This window comes from Mesorhizobium sp. WSM4845, from assembly GCF_055811455.1.
The window spans coordinates 19688-39998 of sequence record NZ_JBVVQA010000009.1; the positions used below are offsets into that span (position 1 = coordinate 19688).

Below are 20311 nucleotides of genomic sequence, written 5' to 3' on the forward strand. Positions count from 1 at the left end.
CTAGGCGCCCCCCTCTGTCCTGCCCTCTTTGCCAAAACTTGGCATCTCCCCCGCAAGGGGGGAGATTGGCCGTCACTTGCTGTGGCGCCAATCGCAAACATTGCTGAGGGAAGGGCCGCCGCCAAAGCAAGCCAATCTCCCCCCTTGAGGGGGAGATGTCCGGCAGGACAGAGGGGGGTATCGTCGAGCACGGACATTACCAACTTCACCTATTGGCGAAGGTCAATCTCAATTAACCCGCAGCTCACCCCTTCAGCCAGGTGTCCGCCCAGTTCGACACCGCCCAGCGCGGGTTGTTGGCGACATTCCCCACCGTGTCTCTGACAACGCTGATGAAGCTCCATTCGGCGACATTGATCAGCGGCAGGTCGGCTGCGACCTTTTTTTGAAACTCCCTATAAAGTTCCGTGCGCGCGGCGGGGTCGAGCGTCTCGGACGCCTTGGCGATGAGGGCGTCGAGTTCGTCGTTCTTGTAGCCGCCCTGGTTGGAGAACGGCACGCCGTCCGGGATGCCGCTCTGCACCAGGATGGTGGTCGAGATCGCCGGATCGCCGCGGAACACCGGCGGCCCGACCGCAAGGTCGAAGGCGTGGTCGGTGTAGACGGCCTTGATATGCGCGGCCGAGTCGTTGTTGACCAGCTGGGCGTCGATGCCGATGGCGGCGAGCGCCTGGCGCAGATAGTCGCCGAACTGCTTGGTCTCGTTGAAATAGGGCGCCGGCAGCAGCTTCAGCGAAAAGCGCTTGCCGTCGTCACCCTTGCTGTAGCCGGCTTCGTCGAGCAGGGCGTTGGCCTTGGCCACGTCGAAGGCATAAGTCGGCACATCGGCGGTATAGAACTGCGGATCGTTTTTCGGCACTGGGCCGGTGGCAATGGCGGCATAGCCGAGGAACACCGTCTTGACGACGAAATCCTTGTCGATGGCGTGGGCGATCGCCTGGCGCACCTTCAGGTCGGCCAGTTCCTTGCGGCGATGGTTGATCTCGACGACGAGCTGGTAGGTCAGCGCCTCATAGCCCTTGGTGATCACCTTGAGGCCAGGCACTTTGGAGATGCGGTCGAGATCGGCCAGCGGCACCGCAGAAAACGCGGCGAGCTGGATCTCTTCGGCCTCGAGCGCGCTTGCCGCCGAGGTGCGGTCGGGCAGCACCTGGTAGATGATCTCGTCGAGATAAGGCTGGTCCTTGCCCCAATAATCGCCATTCCTCTCCACCCGATAATATTCGCCTGGCTTATGTTCGGCGAATTTGAACGGGCCGGTGCCAACAGGCGCATTGTTCGCCGGGTTCTCTTCGATCTTGCCTGTCTCGTAGATGTGCTTCGGCACCACGCTGGTCAGCGCCGGCAAGGCGTTGCGGATCAGCTGGAACGGTGTCGGTTTGGCGAATTTGAACACCGCCGTCAGTTCGTCCGGCGTGTCGACCGCCTCCAGATCCTTGAACACGGTGCGGCCGAGATTCTGCAGCGGCTTCCAGATCTGCAGCGCCGAGAACGCGACGTCGGCGGAGGTAAAGGGTTTGCCGTCATGCCATTTGACGCCCTCGCGCAATTTGAACGTTACCGACAAGCCGTCGGCGGCGCCCTCCCAGCTTATCGCCAGGCGCGGGTCGAGCCCGTCCTTGCCGTCAAAGGACGCCTCGGCCAGCGGTTCCACGATCTTGCTCGAAATGAAGAAGACGCCGTTGGACGCGACGATCGCCGGGTTGAGGTTGCGCGGCTCGGAATCGGCGGCGACGACCAGCCGCCCGCCTTTCTTCGGCGTCTGTGCCCAGCCGATCGTCGGCAGCGCCGTCGAAGCCAGCAGCAGTGCCGAACCGGCAAGCACGCTGCGTCTGGAAATCGTGACCTCTGACATGATCGAACTCCGTCCCTCTCAGCCATTCGGCCCGGGTGGCCAATACCCTCGGACACCGGACGGCATCCTTGCAAGGGTGATTATGAGCCTTGCCGAGGGTTTCGCCAGAGACGGATTTGGCGCATCCTCACGTGGCTTTGAAAATTTCGTCCGCTGGACCAGATACAGAAAGCGGTTCAAGCCGACCTTATCTGGTAGGACCAGACTTATCTCGGTAAGACCAGACTGAGAACTGCCGCGATCCGATCGTGCGGCCAGGGAATTCATGGAGAGAAAGATGAACGTCGCCCCGGGTCAGAACGCCGTCAGCACCATCCCGTTCGATCACGCCAGGGTCGATCGGCTGATGGAGGAGGCCGGCATCGATGTGCTGCTCGCCACCTCCAAGCACAACACGCAATATTTGCTTGGCGGCTACAAGTTCATCTTCTTCGCCGCCATGGACGCGATCGGCCACAGCCGGTATCTGCCTGTCGTCGTCTACGATAAGGGCGGCCCGGACCACGCCGCCTATATCGGCAACCGCATGGAGGGCGCCGAGCACCAGAACAACCCGTTCTGGACGCCGACCTTCCACGCCGCCTGCTGGGGCACGCTCGACGCCGCCAATCTCGCGGTTGAGCACCTGGCGAAAATCGGCAAGGGCAACGCCCGCATCGGCATCGAGCCGGCTTTCCTGCCGTCGGATGCCTACACGCTGATCCGCAAGGCGCTGCCGGATGCCAAGTTGATCGACGCGACTGACATGCTGGAGCGGATGCGGGCGATCAAGACCGATGCGGAGCTCAAGAAGCTGCGCATCGCCTCTGAACTGATCACCGATTCCATGCTGGCAACGATTGCCTGGGCGCGCGAAGGCACGACCAAGACCGAGATTATCGAGCAGCTGCGGCGCGAGGAGACCAATCGCGGCGCGCATTTCGAATATTGCCTGTTGACGCTGGGCGCCAGCCACAACCGGGCCGGCTCGCCGCAGGCCTGGAAGAAGGGCGAGGTGATGTCGATCGATTCCGGCGGCAATTACCACGGCTATATCGGCGACCTCTGCCGCATGGGCATTTTGGGCGAGCCGGATGCCGAACTCGAGGATCTGTTGGCCGAAGTCGAGGCGGTGCAGCAGGCGGCCTTTTCCAAGGTACGCTCCGGCACGCTGGGTGGTGACATGATTTCCTACGCGCAAGGCGTGCTGAAAGCGTCGAAGGTCGCGCCCTATACCGATTTCTTCGCCCACGGCATGGGACTGATCACCCATGAGGCGCCGTTCCTGATGACCAATCATCCGGTGACTTATGAAGGCACCTATGCCGAAAAGCCGCTGGAGAAAAACATGGTGCTCTCGGTCGAGACGACGATGCTGCACCCGACGCGCGGCTTCATCAAGCTCGAGGACACGGTGGCGGTCACCGATAGCGGCTACGTCATGTTCGGCGACCGGGGCAGGGGCTGGAACAGGGGCGGGGTGGCATAATCTCCCGCAATGGGCGGCGGCGCCCCTCATCCGCCTGCCGGCACCTTCTCCCCGAGGGCGACCTTTCTCCCCTTTACGGGGAGAAATGCCCCGCAGGGCAATGAGGGGCAGCGCTGCCCGAGAAAAAGGTCACGCGCCTGGCGGCAGCAGCCTGAAATCCGGCAGGTCGCGCAACGCCAGTTCCGGCCCGGCCGGCGAATAGACGACGAAAAGCTGCATCGGCGCATCGCCGGTGTTCAGTGTCGAGTGGAAGCGGCTTTCCGGCACATAGATGGTGCAGCCGGGGCCAACCTTCTCAACGACCGGATTGCCGTCCTCGTCCTCGACCATCTGCTCGCCATTGCCTGATATGACGAAGATGATCTCTTCCGCACCTGGATGATTGTGGCGCGTGTGACCCTTGCCGGATGGAAGGTCGACGACTCCACCGGAAAAGCGCATGGCGCCGTTCACCTCGGGCGCCACCGTCAGCGACAGTTTGCCCCAGTCGAAGCCGAAAGCGCTGACATCCTTCGGGTAGACAAACACCTTGCTCTTGTCGGTCATCGTCTCATCCCTTCTTTTTCTTCGCGGTCGTCTTGGCACCGCTTTTTTTTGTTTGCGCATCGGATTTTCCCAAAACCGGTTCCCACTTTTGGGTCCGATGCTCCAGCGTGACCGCCTTGAAATCGGCAGTCTGCCTGGCGATCGCCGCCTCCGCCGGCAGCCGCTCCATCGAGCTTGCCCCGTAAAAGCCGTGCAGGCCCTTGCAGCGTTCGAGGATGTAGCGGGCATCGTCCGGCATCGAGATCGGCCCGCCATGGCAAAGCAGGATGACATCCATGCGCACCGCACGCACCGCTTCAGCGATGGCGTCGATCTCGGTCACGCAGTCGTCGAGCGATTTGGCCGACGTCGCGCCAATCGAACCGCCGGTGGTCACCCCCATATGAGCGACGACGATGTCGGCACCGGCCTTGGTCATGGCGCGCGCCTCATCGGGGTTGAACACATAGGGCGTGGTCAGGAGATCGAGATCGTGTGCCGCGGCGATCATGTCGACCTCGAGCCCGAAGCCCATGCCGGTTTCCTCGAAACTCTGCCGCATCTGGCCGTCGAACAGGCCGATGGTCGGAAAGTTCTGCACGCCGGAAAAACCCATCGTCTTCAGCTCGGCCAGCAGCAGCGGCATGATGACGAAGGGATCGGTGCCGTTGACGCCGGCCAGCACCGGCGTCTTCTTCACCACCGGCAGCACCTCGTAGGCCATTTCCTTGACGATCTCGTTGGCGTTGCCATAGGCGAGCAGGCCGGCAGCCGAGCCGCGGCCGGCCATGCGGTAGCGGCCGGAATTGTAGATGATGATCAGGTCGATGCCGCCGGCCTCCTCGGCCTTGGCCGACAGCCCGGTGCCGGCGCCGCCGCCGACGATCGGCACGCCGCCGGCAATCATCTTGCGGAACTTTTCCAGGATCTTCTTGCGCGGTATGGCGGGCATGGCTTCGTCTCTCACTGTCTGGCGATGTCGAGAAAAGCCGCAACCGCAGCCTTGGCGAATTCGGGATCGTTGATGTGCAGCGGCAAGCGGATGACGCGACGTGTGTTATCCGGCATGATCGTGCGCTCGATGGCCTCGAAGAGTGCTGCATCGGCTTCAGGGTCGAAGAAGGCGCCGCCTTCGATGTCGAGCGCCGAAACGCCTTTTTCGGGAATGAGGAACCGGACCGGACCCTCGCAGAGGCTCAGTTTGGCGCCGATCCATTCGCCGATTCTGCGGCTTTCGTCAGGCGTCGTGCGCATCAGCGTCACGTTCGGATTGTGCTCGTAAAACAGCCGCCCGCTATAGCGTTCCGGAATGGTCGGCGGCGCCCAAAAATTCACCATATCGAGCGCGCCGACCGAGCCCACATAGGGCGACTTCGTGCGGGCGATCGCGCCGAAACGGTCTTCGGTTGCCGGCAGCACGCCGCCAAACAGGAGGTCGCAGACTTCTGTCGTCGTGATGTCGATGACGCCGGACAACAAGCCGCTGTCGGCCAGCTTCTCCATGGTGCGGCCGCCGGTGCCGGTGGCATGGAAGACCATGCAGTCATAGCTCGAACGAAGCTCGTCGGCGATCGAAGTCACGCATGGCGTGGTCACGCCGAACATGGTGAGCCCGATCGATGGTTTGCCGTCGGGCGGCGGCGCCGGTTTCGCAGCCATGGCTGATATCGCCTGGGCGGCGTTGTGCAGCACCACGCGAGACAGCCGGTTCAAGCCGGCCATGTCGGTCACCGACGGCATCATGACGATGTCGGAGACATCGACATAAGGCGCGGTGTCGCCCGAGGCGAGCGTCGAGACCATGATCTTGGGCAGGCCGAGCGGCAGCGCGCGCATACCTGACGTGATGATCGAAGTGCCGCCACCACCGCCGATACCGATCACTCCTGATATATCGGTGCGCGACTGGACAAACCGGGTGAAGGCGATGGCCATTGCCGCGACCGCGGTGCCGCGGTCGTCGACGCCCAGCACGGCAGTGCTGCCACCGGGATGGTGGCCGGCGACCTCTTCGGCCGAGACATCGACCGGCACGGTCGCGTTGCGCGTTCCGACGTCGACGCGGGTGACAGCAGCACCGGTGGCGGCGACCGCATCAGCCAGAAAGGCGAGTTCCTCACCCTTGGTGTCGGCGGTGCCCACCACATAGACGCGCTTCATTGCGTTTCCCCGGTTCAAGGCGCACTCGGCGTAGTAGCCGGCCGCTCTTTTGCCCCGGCCGTTCGGCAGCGCGAAAGGCCATTGCAATTTTTTGAGACGTGCGTATCATATTGATATGAATGTCTCACGTCAACCAGCGACAGTGCCCGACGACGGTTCAGGAGCGGCGCGCGGGGCGCGCGCCCGCACAAGGCGGTTGATGCTGGAGACGGCGACAAGGCTGATGCAGGCGGGCGCCACGCCCTCGGTCAGCGAGGTCGCCGAAGCGGCGGAAGTCTCCCGCGCCACCGCCTATCGGTACTTTCCAAGCCAGGCGGCGCTGGTGCAGGCGGTGGTCGACGAAGGGCTCGGGCCGATCCTCACCTGGAAGTCGGCCTCGGCCGATCCCGAGCGCCGCGTCGTCGAACTGTTCGACACGGCCATGCCACGCATCGAAGCCTTCGAGGCGACGTTCAAGGCGGCGCTGAAGCTGTCGCTCGACCAGTGGGCGCGGCGGCAGGCCGGCACACTCGACGGCGAGCCGGCCTTCACGCGCGGCCATCGCATCGATCTGCTCAAAGACGCGATCGCACCGCTCAAGCACCGGCTGCCGCCACGCGAATTCAAGCGCCTGGCACAGGCCCTGTCGCTGATCTTCGGCGTCGAAGTGCTGATCGTGCTGAAGGATATATGGGGACTGGACAGCCGCAAGATGATGTCGGTAGCGCAATGGGCAGCCGGCGCGCTGGTGCGGGCTGCAGTGATGGAATCGATGGCTGGAGGAAACAGACCTGCGCCGGCGACAGCTGCGGAATAGTATCGATCTGGTTCGACCAGATGGGGATGCCTACTACTGACAATAGTCGGCGTTTCGTAGCGCGAACAAGGGTCTTGCGTATCAACGAGTAGGAAAATTTAAGAAAAACAGACAGATGTTGCTTGAATCTGCTTGTCTGAGGCCCTGCCATCGTCCAAGAAAGAGCTTGACGTGCGTCCGAAATTGGTAATACCAGATCAGGACGATATAGCGGGTCGAAAGTGAGGGCTGCGATCCATTTCCGGTTGGGCGAGGAGGCTCGAAAACCGGAACGGCGCCATCACGGAAGGAACTACCAGGGCCGGCCTCGCCGCCGGCTCGGATGATACGGTAGAATGCGCACAAGGGAGGAAATCATCATGCGCAAGACAATGACCAGCATGCTTGCTGGTATCGGCTTAGTGCTCGCCTGCGGAACGTCTGTCTACGCGCAGGATAAGGAACTCACCATCTTCTGGGCTGAGTGGGATCCGGCGAACTATTTGCAGGAACTCGTCAACCTTTACGAGGCCGAGAGCGGCGTGAAGGTCACGGTCGAAACGACGCCGTGGCCGGATTTCCAGACCAAGGCGTTCACCGAGTTCAACGCCAAGGGCAGCGCCTACGACATGGTCGTCGGCGATTCGCAGTGGATTGGCGCGGCCTCCGAGGCCGGCCACTATGTCGACCTCACCGACTTCTTCAACAAGCACAATCTGAAGGAAGTGATGGCGCCGGCAACGGTGAAATACTACGCCGAATATCCGTCCAACTCCGGCAAATACTGGTCGATACCGGCCGAGGGCGACGCGGTCGGATGGTCCTATCGCAAGGACTGGTTCGAAGACCCGAAGGAGATGGAAGCCTTCAAAGCCAAGTACGGCTACGATCTCGGCGTGCCGAAGGACTGGAAGCAGCTGCGCGACATCGCTGAATTCTTCCACCGTCCCGACGAGAAGCGCTACGGCGTCGCCATCTACACCGATAACTCGTACGATGCTCTGGTGATGGGCGTCGAGAACGCCATTTTCTCCTTCGGCGGCGAACTTGGCGACTATTCCACTTACAAGGTCGACGGGATCATCAACTCCGAGCAGAACGTCAAGGCGCTCGAGGCCTACAAGGAGCTCTATTCCTTCACCCCTCCTGGTTGGGCCAAGAGCTTCTTCATCGAGGACAACCAGGCGATCACCGAGAACCTGGCGGCGATGAGCATGAACTACTTCGCCTTCTTCCCGGCGCTCATCAACGAAGCCTCCAACCCGAATGCCAAGGTCACCGGCTTCTTCGCCAACCCTCCAGGACCGAACGGCGACCAGTTCGCCGCGCTCGGCGGCCAGGGCATCTCCGTCGTTTCCTATTCGCAGAATCAGGAAGAGGCGATGAAGTTCCTGGAATGGTTCATCAAGGACGAGACGCAGAAGAAATGGGCGGAACTCGGCGGTTACACGGCAAGCGCCAAGGTGCTCGAGTCGCCTGAATTCCAGAACGCCACGCCTTACAACAAGGCCTTCTACGAAACCATGTTCAAGGTGAAGGACTTCTGGGCGACGCCGGAATATGCCGAGCTGCTCATCCAGATGAACCAACGCGTCTATCCGTACATCACCGGCAATCAGGGCACGGCCAAGGAAGTGCTCGATGCGCTCGCCGCGGACTGGAACGCGACGTTCAAGAAATACAACCGCGTGAAGTAAACGGCTCTAACGCTCGGAGGGGGCGGGAGCCCGCCCCTTCCGTTTTCTTTTCCGGAGGAACGGCCCTTGGCCACTGCAGTCATGACCACGCTGGATCCCAAGTCGCGCTCCGCCGCCCGCGGTATGAGCGACCTTACGATCCGCAATCTCTTCATCATTCCGACGATCGTTTTCCTGATCGTCTTCAACATCTTTCCATTGCTCTATTCGCTCGGCTATTCGTTCACCGACTTTCGCGCATCGAGCGCGGCACCGGCAACTTTCGTCGGACTGCAGAATTACCGCGAGCTGCTCAACGACCCGTTCATCTGGTCGAATTTCGCCATCACCGCCAAATACGTCATCGTCTCCGTGGTCGGCCAGGTCATCGTCGGCTTCGGCGTGGCGTTGCTGCTCAACCGCGATATCCCGTTGAAGGGCCTGCTGACGACACTGCTGCTTTTGCCGATGATGCTGTCGATGGCTGTTGTCGGCCTGTTCTGGAAACTGCTCTACGATCCGTCCTTCGGCATCATCAACTATACGCTCGGCCTCGGCTCCTTCGAGTGGCTGTCCAACCCCGACATGGCGCTCTACGCGGTTGCCATCACCGACATCTGGATGTGGTCGCCCTTCGTCATGCTGCTGTCGCTCGCCGGCCTGTCGGCGGTGCCGAAGCACCTCTACGAGGCGGCCGCGATCGACCGCGCCGGCTCGTTCTATACGTTCTTTCGCATTACGCTGCCCCTGGTCGCGCCGATCCTGATGATCGCGATCATCTTTCGCACCATGGAGGCGTTCAAGACCTTCGATCTTGCCTACATCCTGACCAGCCAGCCGACTACCGAGGTGATCTCGATCCGGCTCTACAAGATGGCGTTCCAGGAATGGCAGACCGGGCGCTCCTGCGCGCTCGCCTACATCGTGCTGATCATGATCCTGGCGATCACCAACATCTACGTCAAATACCTGAACAAGGTGAAGGAGCGCTAGCATGGCCGCTGTCACCACCTCTGCCGAGCGTTCGCTCAACAAGCTCGCCATCGTCGGCGTGCTGATCGTCACGATTATCTTCCTGGCGCCGATCTACTGGATAGCCTCGACGGCGTTCAAACCGCGCAACCTCGCCACCACCATCCCGCCGACGGTGGTCTTCCAGCCGGAGATATCGCCCTTCGTCAAGCTGTTCACCAAGCGCTCGCAATTGCGCACTGCGCCGACGCCGGAACAATACGCCGCCGCCCCGTGGTGGGAGCGGCTGGTGTTTGACGGCGGCGAGAAGGTGGTGCGCTCGGGCAGGGGCGACGTGCAGTGGTCCGGCTATCCGAACCGCTTCATGAATTCGCTGATCGTGGCCATCACCTCGACGATCCTCGCCGTCGGCATGGGCACCTTCACGGCTTACGGGTTCTCGCGCTTCAAGATAAAGGGGGAACAGGACCTGCTCTTCTTCATCCTGTCGACGCGCATGCTGCCGCCGGTGGTGGTGGCGATCCCGATGTTCCTGATGTACCGGGTCGTCGGCCTCAACGACACGCATTGGGGCCTGATCATCCTCTACACCGCCTTCAACCTCAGCTTCTCTGTATGGCTGATGAAGGGGTTCATGGACGAAATTCCGAAGGAATACGAGGAGGCGGCGCTCGTCGACGGCTATACGCGCATGGAGGCCTTCTTCAAGATCGTGCTGCCGGAGGCGGCCACCGGCATCGCCGCCACCGCCGTATTCTGCTTCATCACCGCATGGAACGAATATGCCTTCGCGCTGATCATGACCAACCGACGCGCCCAGACGGCGCCGCCCTTCATTCCAAGCCAGGTCGGTTCCGGCCTGTCGGACTGGACGGTGATTGCCGCCGGAACCTTCCTGTTCCTGCTGCCGGTCGCCATCTTCACCTTCCTGTTGCGCAACCACCTCCTGCGCGGCATGTCCTTCGGAGCGATCCGCAAATGATCCGCCACGCTACAATCCAGCGCACGGCCGAGATCGTGATGGTGCTCGGCATCATCGCGCTCTGCCAGCCGTGGAACCTCTTCCTGCACCGCTACGGGCTGACGATCATCATTGTCGGGCTGCTGACGTTCATGATCACGGGCTGGGTCGGTCCAAGGCAGGAGCCGAAGGCGACCGGCGCACCGGAAAAAGAAGGTCACGCATGACCCAGATCGAGCTTCGTGGCGTCCAGAAATTCTTTGGCGCCGTCCAGGTCATCAAGGACCTCAATCTCAAGATCGACGACAACGAGTTCATCGTGCTGCTCGGCCAGTCGGGCTGCGGCAAGACGACAACGCTTCGCGCAATCGCCGGGCTGGAGACGATCGACGGCGGCGATGTCCTCATCGACGGCAAGCCGGTCCAGCATCTCAAGGCTGCCGACCGCGACATCGCCATGGTTTTCCAGTCGTTCTCGCTCTATCCGCATATGAGCGTCTACGAGAACATCGCTTTTCCGTTGCGGGCCATGCGCAAGAGCAAGGCGGAGATCGACGGCGAGGTGCGCTCGGTCGCCAAAGTGCTGCAGATCAACGATCTGCTCGGCAAGAAGCCGTCGGCGCTGTCGGGTGGCGACATGCAGCGCGTAGCAATCGGCCGGGCGCTGGTGCGGCGGCCGAAGGCGATGCTGATGGACGAGCCGATCGGCGCGCTCGACGCCAAGCTGCGCGAGGAGATGCGCGCGGAGATCAAGCGGCTGCACATCAAGCAGGGCTCGACCACCATCTACGTCACCCACGACCAGATCGAGGCGATGAGCCTTGCCGACCGCATCGTCATTATGCATGAGGGCGTTCTGCAGCAGGTGGGCAGCCCATCGGAAGTGTATAAGCACCCGGCCAATCTGTTCGTCGCGCAATTCGTTGGCTCGCCGGTGATGAACGTTGCCAATGCGGCGGTGACGATGAACGGCTCCGGCGCCAGGGTCACCGTCGATGGGGCCGCGGAAGGGTTCGTTTTCCCGGCCGAACTGGTCGGCCAGCTCGACGCCGCGAACGTCGGGCAGGACCGCCTCGCGCTCGGCATCCGCCCTGAAGGCGTGATGGTCTCGCGCGAGCCGGCGGACGGTTATCTGCCGGTCGAGGCGCACATCATCGAACCGCTCGGCTCCTATGACATCGTCGACCTCAAGGTCGGGGCACAGATGCTGCGCGCCCGGACCCGTTCCGGTTTCGTCGGCAAGCCGGGGGTCCAGGTCTTCGCCAGGCTCGACCCGGCGCAGGCGCACTTCTTCGACACGACAAGCGGCAATTCGCTGGGGGTGAGACTCTGATGGCCCATATCCAGCTCAAGAACATCTCGAAGACATTCGGCAATCACGCCGCATTGGCCGGGCTCAATCTCGACATTGCCGACGGCGAGTTCTTCGTGCTGCTCGGCGAGACCGGCGCCGGCAAGACGACGACGCTGCGCATGGTCGCCGGCCTGGAGAAGCCGACCGAAGGTCAGGTCTTCATCGACGGCGTCGATGTCGCCAACTGGGGTGCCGCCGAGCGGGATGTGGCGCTGGTGCTGCAGCAATATTCGCTTTATCCGCGCTACACGGTGCGCGAAAACCTCGAATTCCCGCTGAAGCCGAAACTCCGCCGCATTGAGCCCAACGAGATCAAGACGCGCGTCGACCGCGTTGCCAAGACCTTGCGTATCGAGCATCTGCTCGACCGCAAGACGGATCGCCTCTCTGGCGGCGAGATGCAGCGCGTCTCGATTGGTCGCGCCATCGTCAGGAAGCCGCGCGTATTCCTGATGGATGAGCCGCTGTCGGCGCTCGACGCCAAGTTGCGCGAGGCGCTGCGCACGGAGCTGAAGAACATCCAGATGAACCTTGGCCAGACCTTCCTGTTCGTCACGCACGATCAAATCGAGGCGATGTCGATGGGCGATAAGGTTGGCGTGCTCAACCATGGCCGCATCGTCCAGACCGGCACGCCCTATGAGATCTACAACAATCCGCGCGACACCTATGTGGCGAGCTTCGTCGGCTCGCCGCCGATGAACCTCATCGACGGCAAGCTCGTCAACGGCCGCGCGGTGATGGCACCGCTGAATTTCGAACTGCCTTTTGCGGGGGGGGCCAGGACGAGCGGCGAGACCGACGGTCGCCCGCTCGTCTTCGGTATTCGTCCCGAGGATCTCTATCTCGAGAGCGGGGCACCGGTGGAAGCGCGCGTCCACGATGTCGAGAACCATGGCGTCGAAAAGATCCTGACGCTGCGGGTCGGCGACGCCATGTTGCGGGCCACGGTGCCGGCCAGAACCGATGTCGAGATCGAGCAGCCGGTGCGCTTTGCCTGGGATCCGGACAAGGTGGTGCTGTTCGACAAGGGTACCGGGATAAGCCTTCGTCACGCAGGCTAAGCCGCGTCGCGCAAAAATGCGCGTCTGTTGGGCGGGAGGATGCCAGGCGGCTTGAAGCCTGTGGCCAGGTTTAGCCGGCTTGGCGGGTCTCGGCCTGTTCCTCGGCCCGAAAATGGCTGGGAGCCGATCCGATGACGCGCTTGAACGCCCGACTGAACGACGCGTCGGATTCATAGCCCAGGCGTGCGGCGACGACGGAAATCTTCAACCGGTCGCGGACCAGCCATTGCCGTGCCTGGTGCATTCTCACCTGGGTGACATATTTGGCCGGCGTTTCGCCGACGATCGTCGCGAAGCGTTCGGCGAAGCCCGACCGCGAGGCGCCCATCATCCTGGCCAGGGTCTCCACCGTCCAGTCGCGGTCCGGTTCGAGGTGGATCGCGGCCAGCACACGGCCGATCTCGCGATCCCTCACTGCCGCAATCCATCCGGACGAGTCGCCGCAGCCGCGCTCGACCCATGAGCGGATGACGGTGGCGGCCAGCACATCGGCAAGCCGCGCCAGAATGCCGCCGGAGCCGACGCGCTCCATCGTCACTTCGCGGGCCATGGCCTCCAGCAGATGCGGGATACCAGGTTCATAGGCTTCCAACTCGTGTGCGCGCATGACATCTGGCATCATGCCGAGCAATGGGTGCAAACCGTCGAGATTGAAATACATGCTGCCAAAAAACAGCAGCGTCCCCGGCCGGCAACCTTCATTGGACAGGCAGTAAACGTTCTTGCAGACCTCGGCGACCTGATAGCCCTGGATCGGCGAAGCCTCGGTGCCCGGCTCGCTCGCCAGGACGTGTGCCGCACCGCGCGGCAGCAGCACCGCGTCGCCCGCCTTGAGCTCAACCCATTCGCCGGACGGCTGCAGCAACCAGCATCCCTTGCGGCCGATGAAATGAAACCGCGCCGCCGTCTGGGCCGGAAACTGGAGGCCCCAAGGCTCCTGCATCTCACAGCGGCCATATTCGACGCCGTCGAGCCGTAACCCGCGCAATATGTCTGTCAGCGGATCGCCGGTGACTGGAACTTTGGACGAATGGTCAAGCATGATGGTGTTTCTAGCATGGAAACTCCAGGCGGTCACTCCCTATGTTGCACTGCAGCCAAATGTTGCGCTGCAACCAGATCGGAGATCCCATCATGACCGAACCCGCGACAGGCGTCATCGACGCCGTTCTCGATCCGGCGGAAACCGATGAACGAGCCGAGCCGGCGTGGGGGGCGGTCGTATCCCTCGCGCTCGGTGTGTTTGGGCTGGTGACCGCGGAATTCCTGCCTGCCAGCCTGCTGACGCCGCTGGCGCAGGATCTCGGCGTGACCGAAGGCACCGCCGGCCAAGCGGTGACGGCAACCGCCGTTGTCGGCGCGATAGCCGCTCCGACCATGGCCATCGTCACCAAACGGCTGGACCGCAGGCTCGTCATGTGGGGACTGACCGTGCTGCTGATCCTGTCGAACCTGTTGGCGGCGTTTGCGTCCTCGCTTAGCGTCCTTCTGATCGCCCGCATCATGCTCGGGATCAGCCTCGGCGGCTTCTGGTCGATGTCGGCGGCCATGGCGATGCGGCTTGTCCCGATGCGGCTGATGCCGCGCGCCATGTCGATCATCCTCACCGGCGTTTCGGTGGCGACCGTCTGTGCGGCCCCGGTCGGTGCCTATGTCGGCGACATCTGGGGATGGCGAACGGCCTTCATGATCGCAGCTGTTGTCGGCGCCCTGGCGCTGCTCGTGCAGATCGCCACCCTTCCGAAGCTGCCGCCGGCGGGCGTGGCAAGCTTTCGGACCTTGCTGGAGGTAATAAAGCGGCCGATGATCAGGGTTGCGCTTCTGGTGGTCCTGCTGGTCGCCTCGGGGCATTTTGCCGGCTTCACCTATGTCCGCCCGTTTCTCGAGAAGGTGCCTGCGCTGGACATCGAGACGATCTCGCTTGTGCTGCTCGCCTACGGCATCGGTGGCTTCTTCGGCAATTTTGCCGGCGGGTTCATGGCTGAACGCAGCCTCAAGACCGCGGTGGGCCTGGCGCCACTGCTGATTGCGGTCGCGGCACTTCTGCTGCTGACCATCGGCGCTTCGCCCGCGGTGGCGGCGATAGCGGTGGCCGCCTGGGGTTTTGCCTTTGGCGCGGTGCCGGTCGGGCTGCAAACCTGGCTTGTGCGAGCCGCTCCCGACCAGGCAGAAAGCGCTGGCGGGCTGATGGTCGCCACATTCCAGGTGGCCATCGCACTGGGCGCCGTTTTCGGCGGCCTGCTGGTCGACAATGCCGGCGTTGCCAGCGCTTTCGCCTATTGCGGGATCGCGACTTTGCTGGCGGCCTTGGCGGCGTTCCTGCTCGGCCCGAGGAGCGCAACCTAAGCCATCCGTAGGTGCGTCCCACGTAGGACGCCTCCAAGAACTGGCCCGAATATCGGTTATGGTTTTCGGGCCGTGACGATAGCGGCGACAAAACGGCCCAGACTGTCTTCGACGTAGGATGCAACTTCGGCCTTCGGGTCGAAACTCCACCAAAGCAGCGAACCTTGCCAGTGCGATGCCATCAGCAGGCCGATGTCCAACGGCGTGTCGACGACAGAGGCAAAGCAAGAGTCGAGGATGTTGCACAGGGATGCCTTCCACGACGCCCCCCGCGCGCGAAGCACCGGATCGCGCAGATCTTCGCGCAGGACGAGCAGGCCCTCGGCATAGCATTCGATGCCGCCATAGTCGCGTGACAGCGCCACCAGCAATTCGATCGCGCCAGCAGGGGTCCTCGGCGTCGCGTCTGCGAGCGTTGTCGTCTTCGCGTCCAGCCTGTCCCATGCCTGCAGCAAGGTTCTTTGCCTGAGCGTGGCCTTGTTCTTGAAACGCTGCACCAGGGTCGAGCCGGAGAGCCCGCAAGTTTTGGACAGCCGTTCAAATGTGAGGCTCTCCGGGCCATGCCTGTGGATCAGCCGGTGCGCCGCTTCCAGCACCTCCTCGTCGGATTGTGTTTTTTGCCGAGGCATCTTGACATCCATTTATAACCGAATGATCATTTATATATCTTAACTTTGAAGAAGGCCAGCATTGGTTAGTCAGCGCATTGGTTAGTCAGAGCATTGGTTGGTCAGAGTCTGGGGAGGTTCAATGACGCTTGAGGGAAAGGTCGCTTTGGTCGCTGGCGCCACGCGCGGTGCGGGGAGAGGTATTGCTGTCGAACTGGGTGCCGAGGGCGCGACGGTCTACGTCACCGGGCGAACGACACGCGCGCATCAGTCCGAATACGCCCGCCCGGAAACCATCGAGGAAACGGCGGAGCTTGTTTCAGCGCAAGGCGGCCATGGCATCGCTGTGCAAGTCGACCATCTGGTTGCCGAAGACGTGCGCAAGCTGGTCGACCGGATACGTGCCGAGCAGGGCCGCCTCGATGTGCTGGTCAACGACATTTGGGGCGGCGAGAAGCTGTTCGAATGGAACAAGCCGGTCTGGGAACATGATCTCACGAATGGTTTGCGCATGTTGCGGCTGGGCATCGACACGCATCTGATCACCGCGCATTACGCGCTGCCGCTTCTGATCGAGCGCCCGGGCGGCCTGCTGGTCGAAGTCACCGACGGCACCGCGGAGTATAATGCCGAGCATTATCGGCTCTCGCCGTTCTATGACCTCGCCAAAGTGTCGGTGACCCGTATGGCCTGGGCCCATGCCAAGGACCTCGCCCCGCACGGCGCCACCTCGATTTCGCTGACACCCGGCTGGCTGCGTTCGGAAATGATGTTGGAAGCTTTCGGGGTGACCGAGGACAACTGGCGTGATGCGACAGCAAAAGTGCCGCATTTCGTCATTTCCGAGACCCCGCGCTTTGTCGGGCGCGCAGTGGCGGCGCTTGCGGCGGACCCGGACCGTTCGCGCTGGAACGGACAGTCGCTGTCGAGTGGCGGGCTGGCGCAGGTCTACGGCTTTACCGATCTCGACGGCTCGCGGCCTGACGCGTGGCGCTACGTTCCCGAGGTTCAGGACGCCGGCAAACCAGCAGATGCGACTGGCTATCGCTAGAGCTATCGACGTCAGTGTGCTGGGCTGTTCGGGCGACAATAAGAAAGTAGACTGTGCCATGCAATCAGCCCGCGACCGCCTCGAAGCCGTCCTTTCGCGTCTCGCCGTCCGCGCCGATCATGAAAGCGTATTCGTAAAACTCTATCCGGAAGCCGCACGAGCAGCAGCCGACGCCGCCGATGCCAGGCGCAGAGCCGGCGTGACGTTCGGGCCGCTCGACGGAACAATTCTGTCGATCAAGGACCTGTTCGATGTCGCAGGCGAGCCGACCACGGCCGGTTCGTTGTTGCTCAGCACCGCGGCGCCGGCGCTGCGGGATGCCGTCATCGTGCGGCGGCTGCGGCAAGCGGGCGCGGTGATCTTCGGCAAGACCAACATGACCGAATTCGCCTTCACCGCAATCGGCGTCAACCCGCATTACGGCACGCCCGGCAATGCGACCGACGCCGGCCGGATCGCGGGTGGCTCATCCTCCGGCGCCGGTGTTTCCATTGCCGAAGGCACGAGCGAGATCTCGATCGGTTCCGACACCGGCGGCTCGGTGCGTATTCCGGCGGCGCTGAACGGTGTCGTCGGCTTCAAGCCGACGGCGCGGCGGGTACCGCGCGATGGCGTCTTCCCGCTGTCCGACACGCTCGACTCCATCGGCCCGCTTGCGCGCACCGTCGCCGAATGTGCGGCAGCCGATGCGGTGATCGCCGGCGAGCAGCCTGTGGCTCTGGTTCCGCTTCCGTTTGCCGGACTGAGCATCGGCGTTCCCCACGGCGTGCTCTTCGAGGATACCGAAAAAGAGGTCGCGGCGGCGTTCGAGCGATGTGCTCGCAAGCTGGAACTCGCCGGTGCACGCCTCGCCGATCTGTCCATCGATGGCCTCCTTGCCGATTTGCGCGCGGCAACCAGGCGGGCCTCGATCGCGGCAATGGAGGGCGCCGCGGTCCATGCAGATTGGCTGGCAGAAGGTGCGGCGACGCCGGTCGATCCGCGGGTGAGCGAGCCGTTGTCGCGCGCCGCCGCCGTTCCGGCCACCGCCTATATTAGGGCAATCCGCCGCCGCAGGGCGCTTGTCGCCGCCATGGACGAGCGGCTGGCGTCTGTCGATGCGCTGGCCCTGCCGACCACGCCGGTCACCGCACCGACCATCGTGTCGATGACCAGCGACGAAGCCCTGTGTGAGCGTACGGAAGGCCTTCTGCTGCGCAACACGCAGGTCGCCAACCAGTTCGACCTCTGCGCGATCTCGCTGCCGATGCCGGGAATGGTGCGCCCGGCCGGGCTGATGCTGGTGGCGCGCCACGGCCACGACCACCGTCTGCTGCGCATTGCGGCGGAAGTCGAGGCACTGCTTGGCCGTTGAAGATGTGAAAACGTTATTGCGACGAAGAGTGGCCGCGTTCGCTGTCCCTGGATGCGCGTTCGATACCGGTCGCGACCAGCCATGGCAGTTTGTATTGCTTGCCGTTGAGGGTCTGGGTTCGGTTCTCGATTGAGCCAACAACGACGACCTTGCCGGCGTAGAGCTTGTCCGAAAGATCGAGCGCCTTGTCCTGCTGCGGCAATTCCTCGATGTCGATCGACACGCCCTTGATGATCTTGCCCGTGGCAAGATCGAGCGCGCTGTTCGACGGACAGGGCGCCATCACGCACCGCAGGCCGTTGTCGCAATAGACATAACTGCTGTCGGCCGCAGCGACCGAGGGCAGGGCGCAGATCGAAACGATCGCAACAAGCAGCGGCGCGCGGCGAAAAACGAGCATGGGGTGCAGCGTCGTGCAGGAATTGGGCGAAACGGCGGTAGCGCTTACGCGTCGGCCGGGAACCGCCGCCGGTAGTGCTCGACCACTTCGGGATTGCGCAGGTTGACCGGCAATTTGTTGGCCAGCACCAGCAAGGTTTCATCAGCTGAACCGACGCCCATGCGCATCATCGACTGCTCGGTGATGCCGGCCATATGCGGCGTGACAATGACATTGTCGAAGCCGAAATAGGGGTGATTGGGCGGTAGCGGCTGCGTCGCAAAGACATCGAGCGCGGCACCGCCGATACGGTCATTCTGCAGCGCTTCGATCAGCGCCTCGTCGTCGATCACCGGCCCGCGCGAAATATTGATCAGCAGCGCGTGCGGCTTCATTCGGCCGATGCGCCCGCGGTTGATCAGCCCGCGCGTCTCCGCTGTCAGCGGGCAGCACAGAACGATGATGTCGCTCTGCTCGACCAGCGCATCGATCGACAGGAACCCGACCCTGTCCGGCGCCGGCCTCATGCTGCGCGTCGTCGCCACCACGTTCAGATCGAAACCTTGCGCCGCGATATGGCCGACTGCCTGGCCGATGGCGCCGAAGCCGACAATGCCGATGGTCTTGCCGGCGAGCTCGCTGGCGAGAATGGTGTGATCGCGGCCGGCCAGCCAGCCCTTGGCCCGCAAGTCGCGGTCGACCATGCGGAAACGCCGCAGCAACGCCAGCGCCGCGAACATCACATATTCGGCGACCGAGCGCGCATTGACCGCCGGCACGTTTGCCACCAGCACGCCGGCTGCGGTGGCGGCTTCCATGGGAACCATGTCGAGCCCGGCGCCGTGGCGGATTGCCGCCCGGAGCTTCGTCGCCCCTTCGAAAAGCGCTGATGGCAGCGGGGCGCGAACGATGATGATATCGGCGTTTCTCGCTTCAGTCGCCAGCGTGTCGGCATCGAGGGCGGAGGCGACAACGAGTTCGCCGGCGCCAGAAAGCATGGCGGAGGCGCGCGGGTGCAGCGTGTGTGTCGTCAGGATTTTAGGCATATCAGACCGCCTCGAGCGCTGGACCGTGAGGCTCTGCCCCACCCTCGATCAGGCCTTTCCAATAGCTTTCCGCGCCTTGCAGATGGGCGCTCATCAGCGCCTGGGCGAGGTTGCCGTCGCGGCGCAGCAGCGCCTCGTAGATCTGGATGTGCTCGGCATGCGAACGCACGTTGCGTTCGGGATCGTTAAAATAGATCGGCAGGCGTTGCTCGCCCATCAAGTAATAGAGGCTGCATATGTTGTGAAAAACGCTGTTCTTGGTCGCCCGCACGATCTCAAGGTGAAATTCGCGGTCCTCCTTGGCGAGGCCCTCGCCTGCCGCAATGCGCTCTTCCGAAGCTTTCAGGATTTCGCGCAGCCGTTCGAAATTTTCCTCGGTGGCGCGCGAGCAGGCAAGCTCGGCAGCCTTGATCTCATGGATCTTGCGCAACTCGACGGTCTCGTAGATCTGGATCGGGTCGAGCGGCAGGCCGGCCCGCGCAAAAAGCGCCATCGCTTCGACGCTGGCCTGCTTGGTGTCGATGTAGATGCCGGACTTGGCTCGGCGCTCGACGATGCGCATGGCTTCGAGGATGGCCAGCGCCTCGCGGATCTGGCCGCGGCTGACGGCGAAATGCTCCGCCAGTTCACGCTCCGACGGCGTTCGGCCGGTTGCCTTGTCGGAGTGGGAGAACAAATAGGCGGCGAGTTCCGCGAGAAGGTTCTTTTCTTTCATGA

Annotated in this window: 20 protein-coding genes; 11 read left to right on the forward strand and 9 right to left on the reverse strand. The window is 62.8% G+C overall.

Annotation, left to right across the window (positions count from 1 at the left end; all coding sequences use genetic code 11):
* Positions 1–244 precede the first annotated feature (244 nt).
* Positions 245–1855, reverse strand: coding sequence for an ABC transporter substrate-binding protein (locus AC0L2C_RS12615; RefSeq protein WP_473523502.1), 1611 nt, complete (start codon positions 1853–1855; stop codon positions 245–247).
* A gap of 277 nt (positions 1856–2132) precedes the next feature.
* Here AC0L2C_RS12615 and AC0L2C_RS12620 point away from each other — a divergent pair, with 277 nt between their 5' ends.
* Entirely contained in the window at positions 2133–3323 is a 1191-nt protein-coding gene (locus AC0L2C_RS12620; protein ID WP_287364272.1) for a M24 family metallopeptidase, read from the forward strand.
* A gap of 129 nt (positions 3324–3452) precedes the next feature.
* Here the strand turns inward: AC0L2C_RS12620 and AC0L2C_RS12625 are convergent, their stop codons facing one another.
* Genes AC0L2C_RS12625 through AC0L2C_RS12635 form a run of 3 tightly spaced genes read right to left on the reverse strand, consistent with a single transcriptional unit; the run spans position 3453 to position 6008 of the window.
* On the reverse strand, positions 3453–3869 hold the full coding sequence (locus tag AC0L2C_RS12625) for a cupin domain-containing protein (protein ID WP_287239667.1): 417 nt from the start codon (positions 3867–3869) through the stop codon (positions 3453–3455).
* 4 nt (positions 3870–3873) lie between these two features.
* Positions 3874–4800, reverse strand: coding sequence for a phosphoenolpyruvate hydrolase family protein (locus tag AC0L2C_RS12630; RefSeq protein WP_473523503.1), 927 nt, complete (start codon positions 4798–4800; stop codon positions 3874–3876).
* An 11-nt stretch (positions 4801–4811) separates the two neighbouring features.
* Positions 4812–6008 carry a Tm-1-like ATP-binding domain-containing protein gene (locus AC0L2C_RS12635; RefSeq protein ID WP_473523504.1) on the reverse strand — a complete coding sequence of 399 codons (1197 nt, stop codon included), beginning with the start codon at positions 6006–6008 and terminating at the stop codon, positions 4812–4814.
* Positions 6009–6123: 115 nt separating this feature from the next.
* On the opposite strand from AC0L2C_RS12635, the gene AC0L2C_RS12640 reads away from it, so the two are divergent.
* The 7 genes from AC0L2C_RS12640 (at position 6124) to AC0L2C_RS12670 (ending at position 12810) form a co-directional block, all read left to right on the forward strand.
* The gene (locus tag AC0L2C_RS12640; protein ID WP_473475731.1) at positions 6124–6804 is read left to right on the forward strand and encodes a TetR/AcrR family transcriptional regulator; all 681 of its coding nucleotides are present in this window, start codon (positions 6124–6126) and stop codon (positions 6802–6804) included.
* 359 nt (positions 6805–7163) lie between these two features.
* Positions 7164–8480: an ABC transporter substrate-binding protein gene (locus AC0L2C_RS12645; protein ID WP_473523505.1), complete on the forward strand. Its 1317-nt coding sequence runs from the start codon at positions 7164–7166 to the stop codon at positions 8478–8480.
* A gap of 66 nt (positions 8481–8546) precedes the next feature.
* On the forward strand, positions 8547–9452 hold the full coding sequence (locus AC0L2C_RS12650; protein ID WP_023797334.1) for a carbohydrate ABC transporter permease: 906 nt from the start codon (positions 8547–8549) through the stop codon (positions 9450–9452).
* Position 9453: 1 nt separating this feature from the next.
* Positions 9454–10413 (forward strand): carbohydrate ABC transporter permease, encoded by a 960-nt coding sequence (locus tag AC0L2C_RS12655; RefSeq protein WP_023797335.1) that lies wholly within the window; start codon positions 9454–9456, stop codon positions 10411–10413.
* On the forward strand, positions 10410–10619 hold the full coding sequence (locus tag AC0L2C_RS12660) for a hypothetical protein (protein ID WP_027153141.1): 210 nt from the start codon (positions 10410–10412) through the stop codon (positions 10617–10619). Before AC0L2C_RS12655 ends, AC0L2C_RS12660 begins: the two co-directional genes overlap by 4 nt.
* Entirely contained in the window at positions 10616–11725 is a 1110-nt protein-coding gene (locus AC0L2C_RS12665) for an ABC transporter ATP-binding protein (protein WP_128184826.1), read from the forward strand. The genes AC0L2C_RS12660 and AC0L2C_RS12665 overlap by 4 nt, the downstream gene beginning before the upstream one ends.
* Positions 11725–12810, forward strand: coding sequence for an ABC transporter ATP-binding protein (locus AC0L2C_RS12670; RefSeq protein WP_473523506.1), 1086 nt, complete (start codon positions 11725–11727; stop codon positions 12808–12810). Before AC0L2C_RS12665 ends, AC0L2C_RS12670 begins: the two co-directional genes overlap by 1 nt.
* Positions 12811–12880: 70 nt before the next feature.
* Here AC0L2C_RS12670 and AC0L2C_RS12675 read toward each other — a convergent pair whose 3' ends face one another.
* The gene (locus AC0L2C_RS12675) at positions 12881–13852 is read right to left on the reverse strand and encodes an AraC family transcriptional regulator (RefSeq protein WP_473523507.1); all 972 of its coding nucleotides are present in this window, start codon (positions 13850–13852) and stop codon (positions 12881–12883) included.
* A gap of 92 nt (positions 13853–13944) precedes the next feature.
* Between AC0L2C_RS12675 and AC0L2C_RS12680 the strand changes: the two genes are divergently transcribed.
* Positions 13945–15156 (forward strand): MFS transporter, encoded by a 1212-nt coding sequence (locus tag AC0L2C_RS12680; RefSeq protein ID WP_473523508.1) that lies wholly within the window; start codon positions 13945–13947, stop codon positions 15154–15156.
* A gap of 56 nt (positions 15157–15212) precedes the next feature.
* Here AC0L2C_RS12680 and AC0L2C_RS12685 read toward each other — a convergent pair whose 3' ends face one another.
* On the reverse strand, positions 15213–15785 hold the full coding sequence (locus AC0L2C_RS12685) for a TetR/AcrR family transcriptional regulator (RefSeq protein WP_473523509.1): 573 nt from the start codon (positions 15783–15785) through the stop codon (positions 15213–15215).
* Positions 15786–15906: 121 nt separating this feature from the next.
* Between AC0L2C_RS12685 and AC0L2C_RS12690 the strand changes: the two genes are divergently transcribed.
* On the forward strand, positions 15907–16815 hold the full coding sequence (locus AC0L2C_RS12690; protein WP_236393040.1) for an SDR family oxidoreductase: 909 nt from the start codon (positions 15907–15909) through the stop codon (positions 16813–16815).
* Positions 16816–16873: 58 nt separating this feature from the next.
* Positions 16874–18169, forward strand: a complete 1296-nt coding sequence (locus AC0L2C_RS12695; protein WP_473523510.1) for an amidase — start codon at positions 16874–16876, stop codon at positions 18167–18169.
* Between the two features lie 13 nt (positions 18170–18182).
* Here AC0L2C_RS12695 and AC0L2C_RS12700 read toward each other — a convergent pair whose 3' ends face one another.
* From AC0L2C_RS12700 to AC0L2C_RS12710, 3 genes are read right to left on the reverse strand one after another with little or no spacing between them, the layout of a single operon-like run.
* The gene (locus tag AC0L2C_RS12700; RefSeq protein ID WP_473523511.1) at positions 18183–18569 is read right to left on the reverse strand and encodes a hypothetical protein; all 387 of its coding nucleotides are present in this window, start codon (positions 18567–18569) and stop codon (positions 18183–18185) included.
* A 44-nt stretch (positions 18570–18613) separates the two neighbouring features.
* Positions 18614–19594, reverse strand: coding sequence for a hydroxyacid dehydrogenase (locus tag AC0L2C_RS12705; RefSeq protein ID WP_473523512.1), 981 nt, complete (start codon positions 19592–19594; stop codon positions 18614–18616).
* Position 19595: 1 nt separating this feature from the next.
* Entirely contained in the window at positions 19596–20309 is a 714-nt protein-coding gene (locus AC0L2C_RS12710; protein WP_287054406.1) for a FadR/GntR family transcriptional regulator, read from the reverse strand.
* Positions 20310–20311: the final 2 nt, after the last annotated feature.

Coding starts and splice junctions, on each gene's coding strand:
- AC0L2C_RS12645 (WP_473523505.1), top strand. CDS start 7,164: ATGCGCAAGACAATGACCAGCATGCTTGCTGGTATCGGCTTAGTGCTC.
- AC0L2C_RS12660 (WP_027153141.1), top strand. CDS start 10,410: ATGATCCGCCACGCTACAATCCAGCGCACGGCCGAGATCGTGATGGTG.
- AC0L2C_RS12680 (WP_473523508.1), top strand. CDS start 13,945: ATGACCGAACCCGCGACAGGCGTCATCGACGCCGTTCTCGATCCGGCG.
- AC0L2C_RS12710 (WP_287054406.1), bottom strand. CDS start 20,309: ATGAAAGAAAAGAACCTTCTCGCGGAACTCGCCGCCTATTTGTTCTCC.
- AC0L2C_RS12690 (WP_236393040.1), top strand. CDS start 15,907: ATGACGCTTGAGGGAAAGGTCGCTTTGGTCGCTGGCGCCACGCGCGGT.
- AC0L2C_RS12705 (WP_473523512.1), bottom strand. CDS start 19,594: ATGCCTAAAATCCTGACGACACACACGCTGCACCCGCGCGCCTCCGCC.
- AC0L2C_RS12635 (WP_473523504.1), bottom strand. CDS start 6,008: ATGAAGCGCGTCTATGTGGTGGGCACCGCCGACACCAAGGGTGAGGAA.
- AC0L2C_RS12655 (WP_023797335.1), top strand. CDS start 9,454: ATGGCCGCTGTCACCACCTCTGCCGAGCGTTCGCTCAACAAGCTCGCC.
- AC0L2C_RS12665 (WP_128184826.1), top strand. CDS start 10,616: ATGACCCAGATCGAGCTTCGTGGCGTCCAGAAATTCTTTGGCGCCGTC.
- AC0L2C_RS12670 (WP_473523506.1), top strand. CDS start 11,725: ATGGCCCATATCCAGCTCAAGAACATCTCGAAGACATTCGGCAATCAC.
- AC0L2C_RS12640 (WP_473475731.1), top strand. CDS start 6,124: ATGAATGTCTCACGTCAACCAGCGACAGTGCCCGACGACGGTTCAGGA.
- AC0L2C_RS12700 (WP_473523511.1), bottom strand. CDS start 18,569: ATGCTCGTTTTTCGCCGCGCGCCGCTGCTTGTTGCGATCGTTTCGATC.
- AC0L2C_RS12620 (WP_287364272.1), top strand. CDS start 2,133: ATGAACGTCGCCCCGGGTCAGAACGCCGTCAGCACCATCCCGTTCGAT.
- AC0L2C_RS12695 (WP_473523510.1), top strand. CDS start 16,874: ATGCAATCAGCCCGCGACCGCCTCGAAGCCGTCCTTTCGCGTCTCGCC.
- AC0L2C_RS12630 (WP_473523503.1), bottom strand. CDS start 4,800: ATGCCCGCCATACCGCGCAAGAAGATCCTGGAAAAGTTCCGCAAGATG.
- AC0L2C_RS12615 (WP_473523502.1), bottom strand. CDS start 1,855: ATGTCAGAGGTCACGATTTCCAGACGCAGCGTGCTTGCCGGTTCGGCA.
- AC0L2C_RS12675 (WP_473523507.1), bottom strand. CDS start 13,852: ATGCTTGACCATTCGTCCAAAGTTCCAGTCACCGGCGATCCGCTGACA.
- AC0L2C_RS12685 (WP_473523509.1), bottom strand. CDS start 15,785: ATGCCTCGGCAAAAAACACAATCCGACGAGGAGGTGCTGGAAGCGGCG.
- AC0L2C_RS12625 (WP_287239667.1), bottom strand. CDS start 3,869: ATGACCGACAAGAGCAAGGTGTTTGTCTACCCGAAGGATGTCAGCGCT.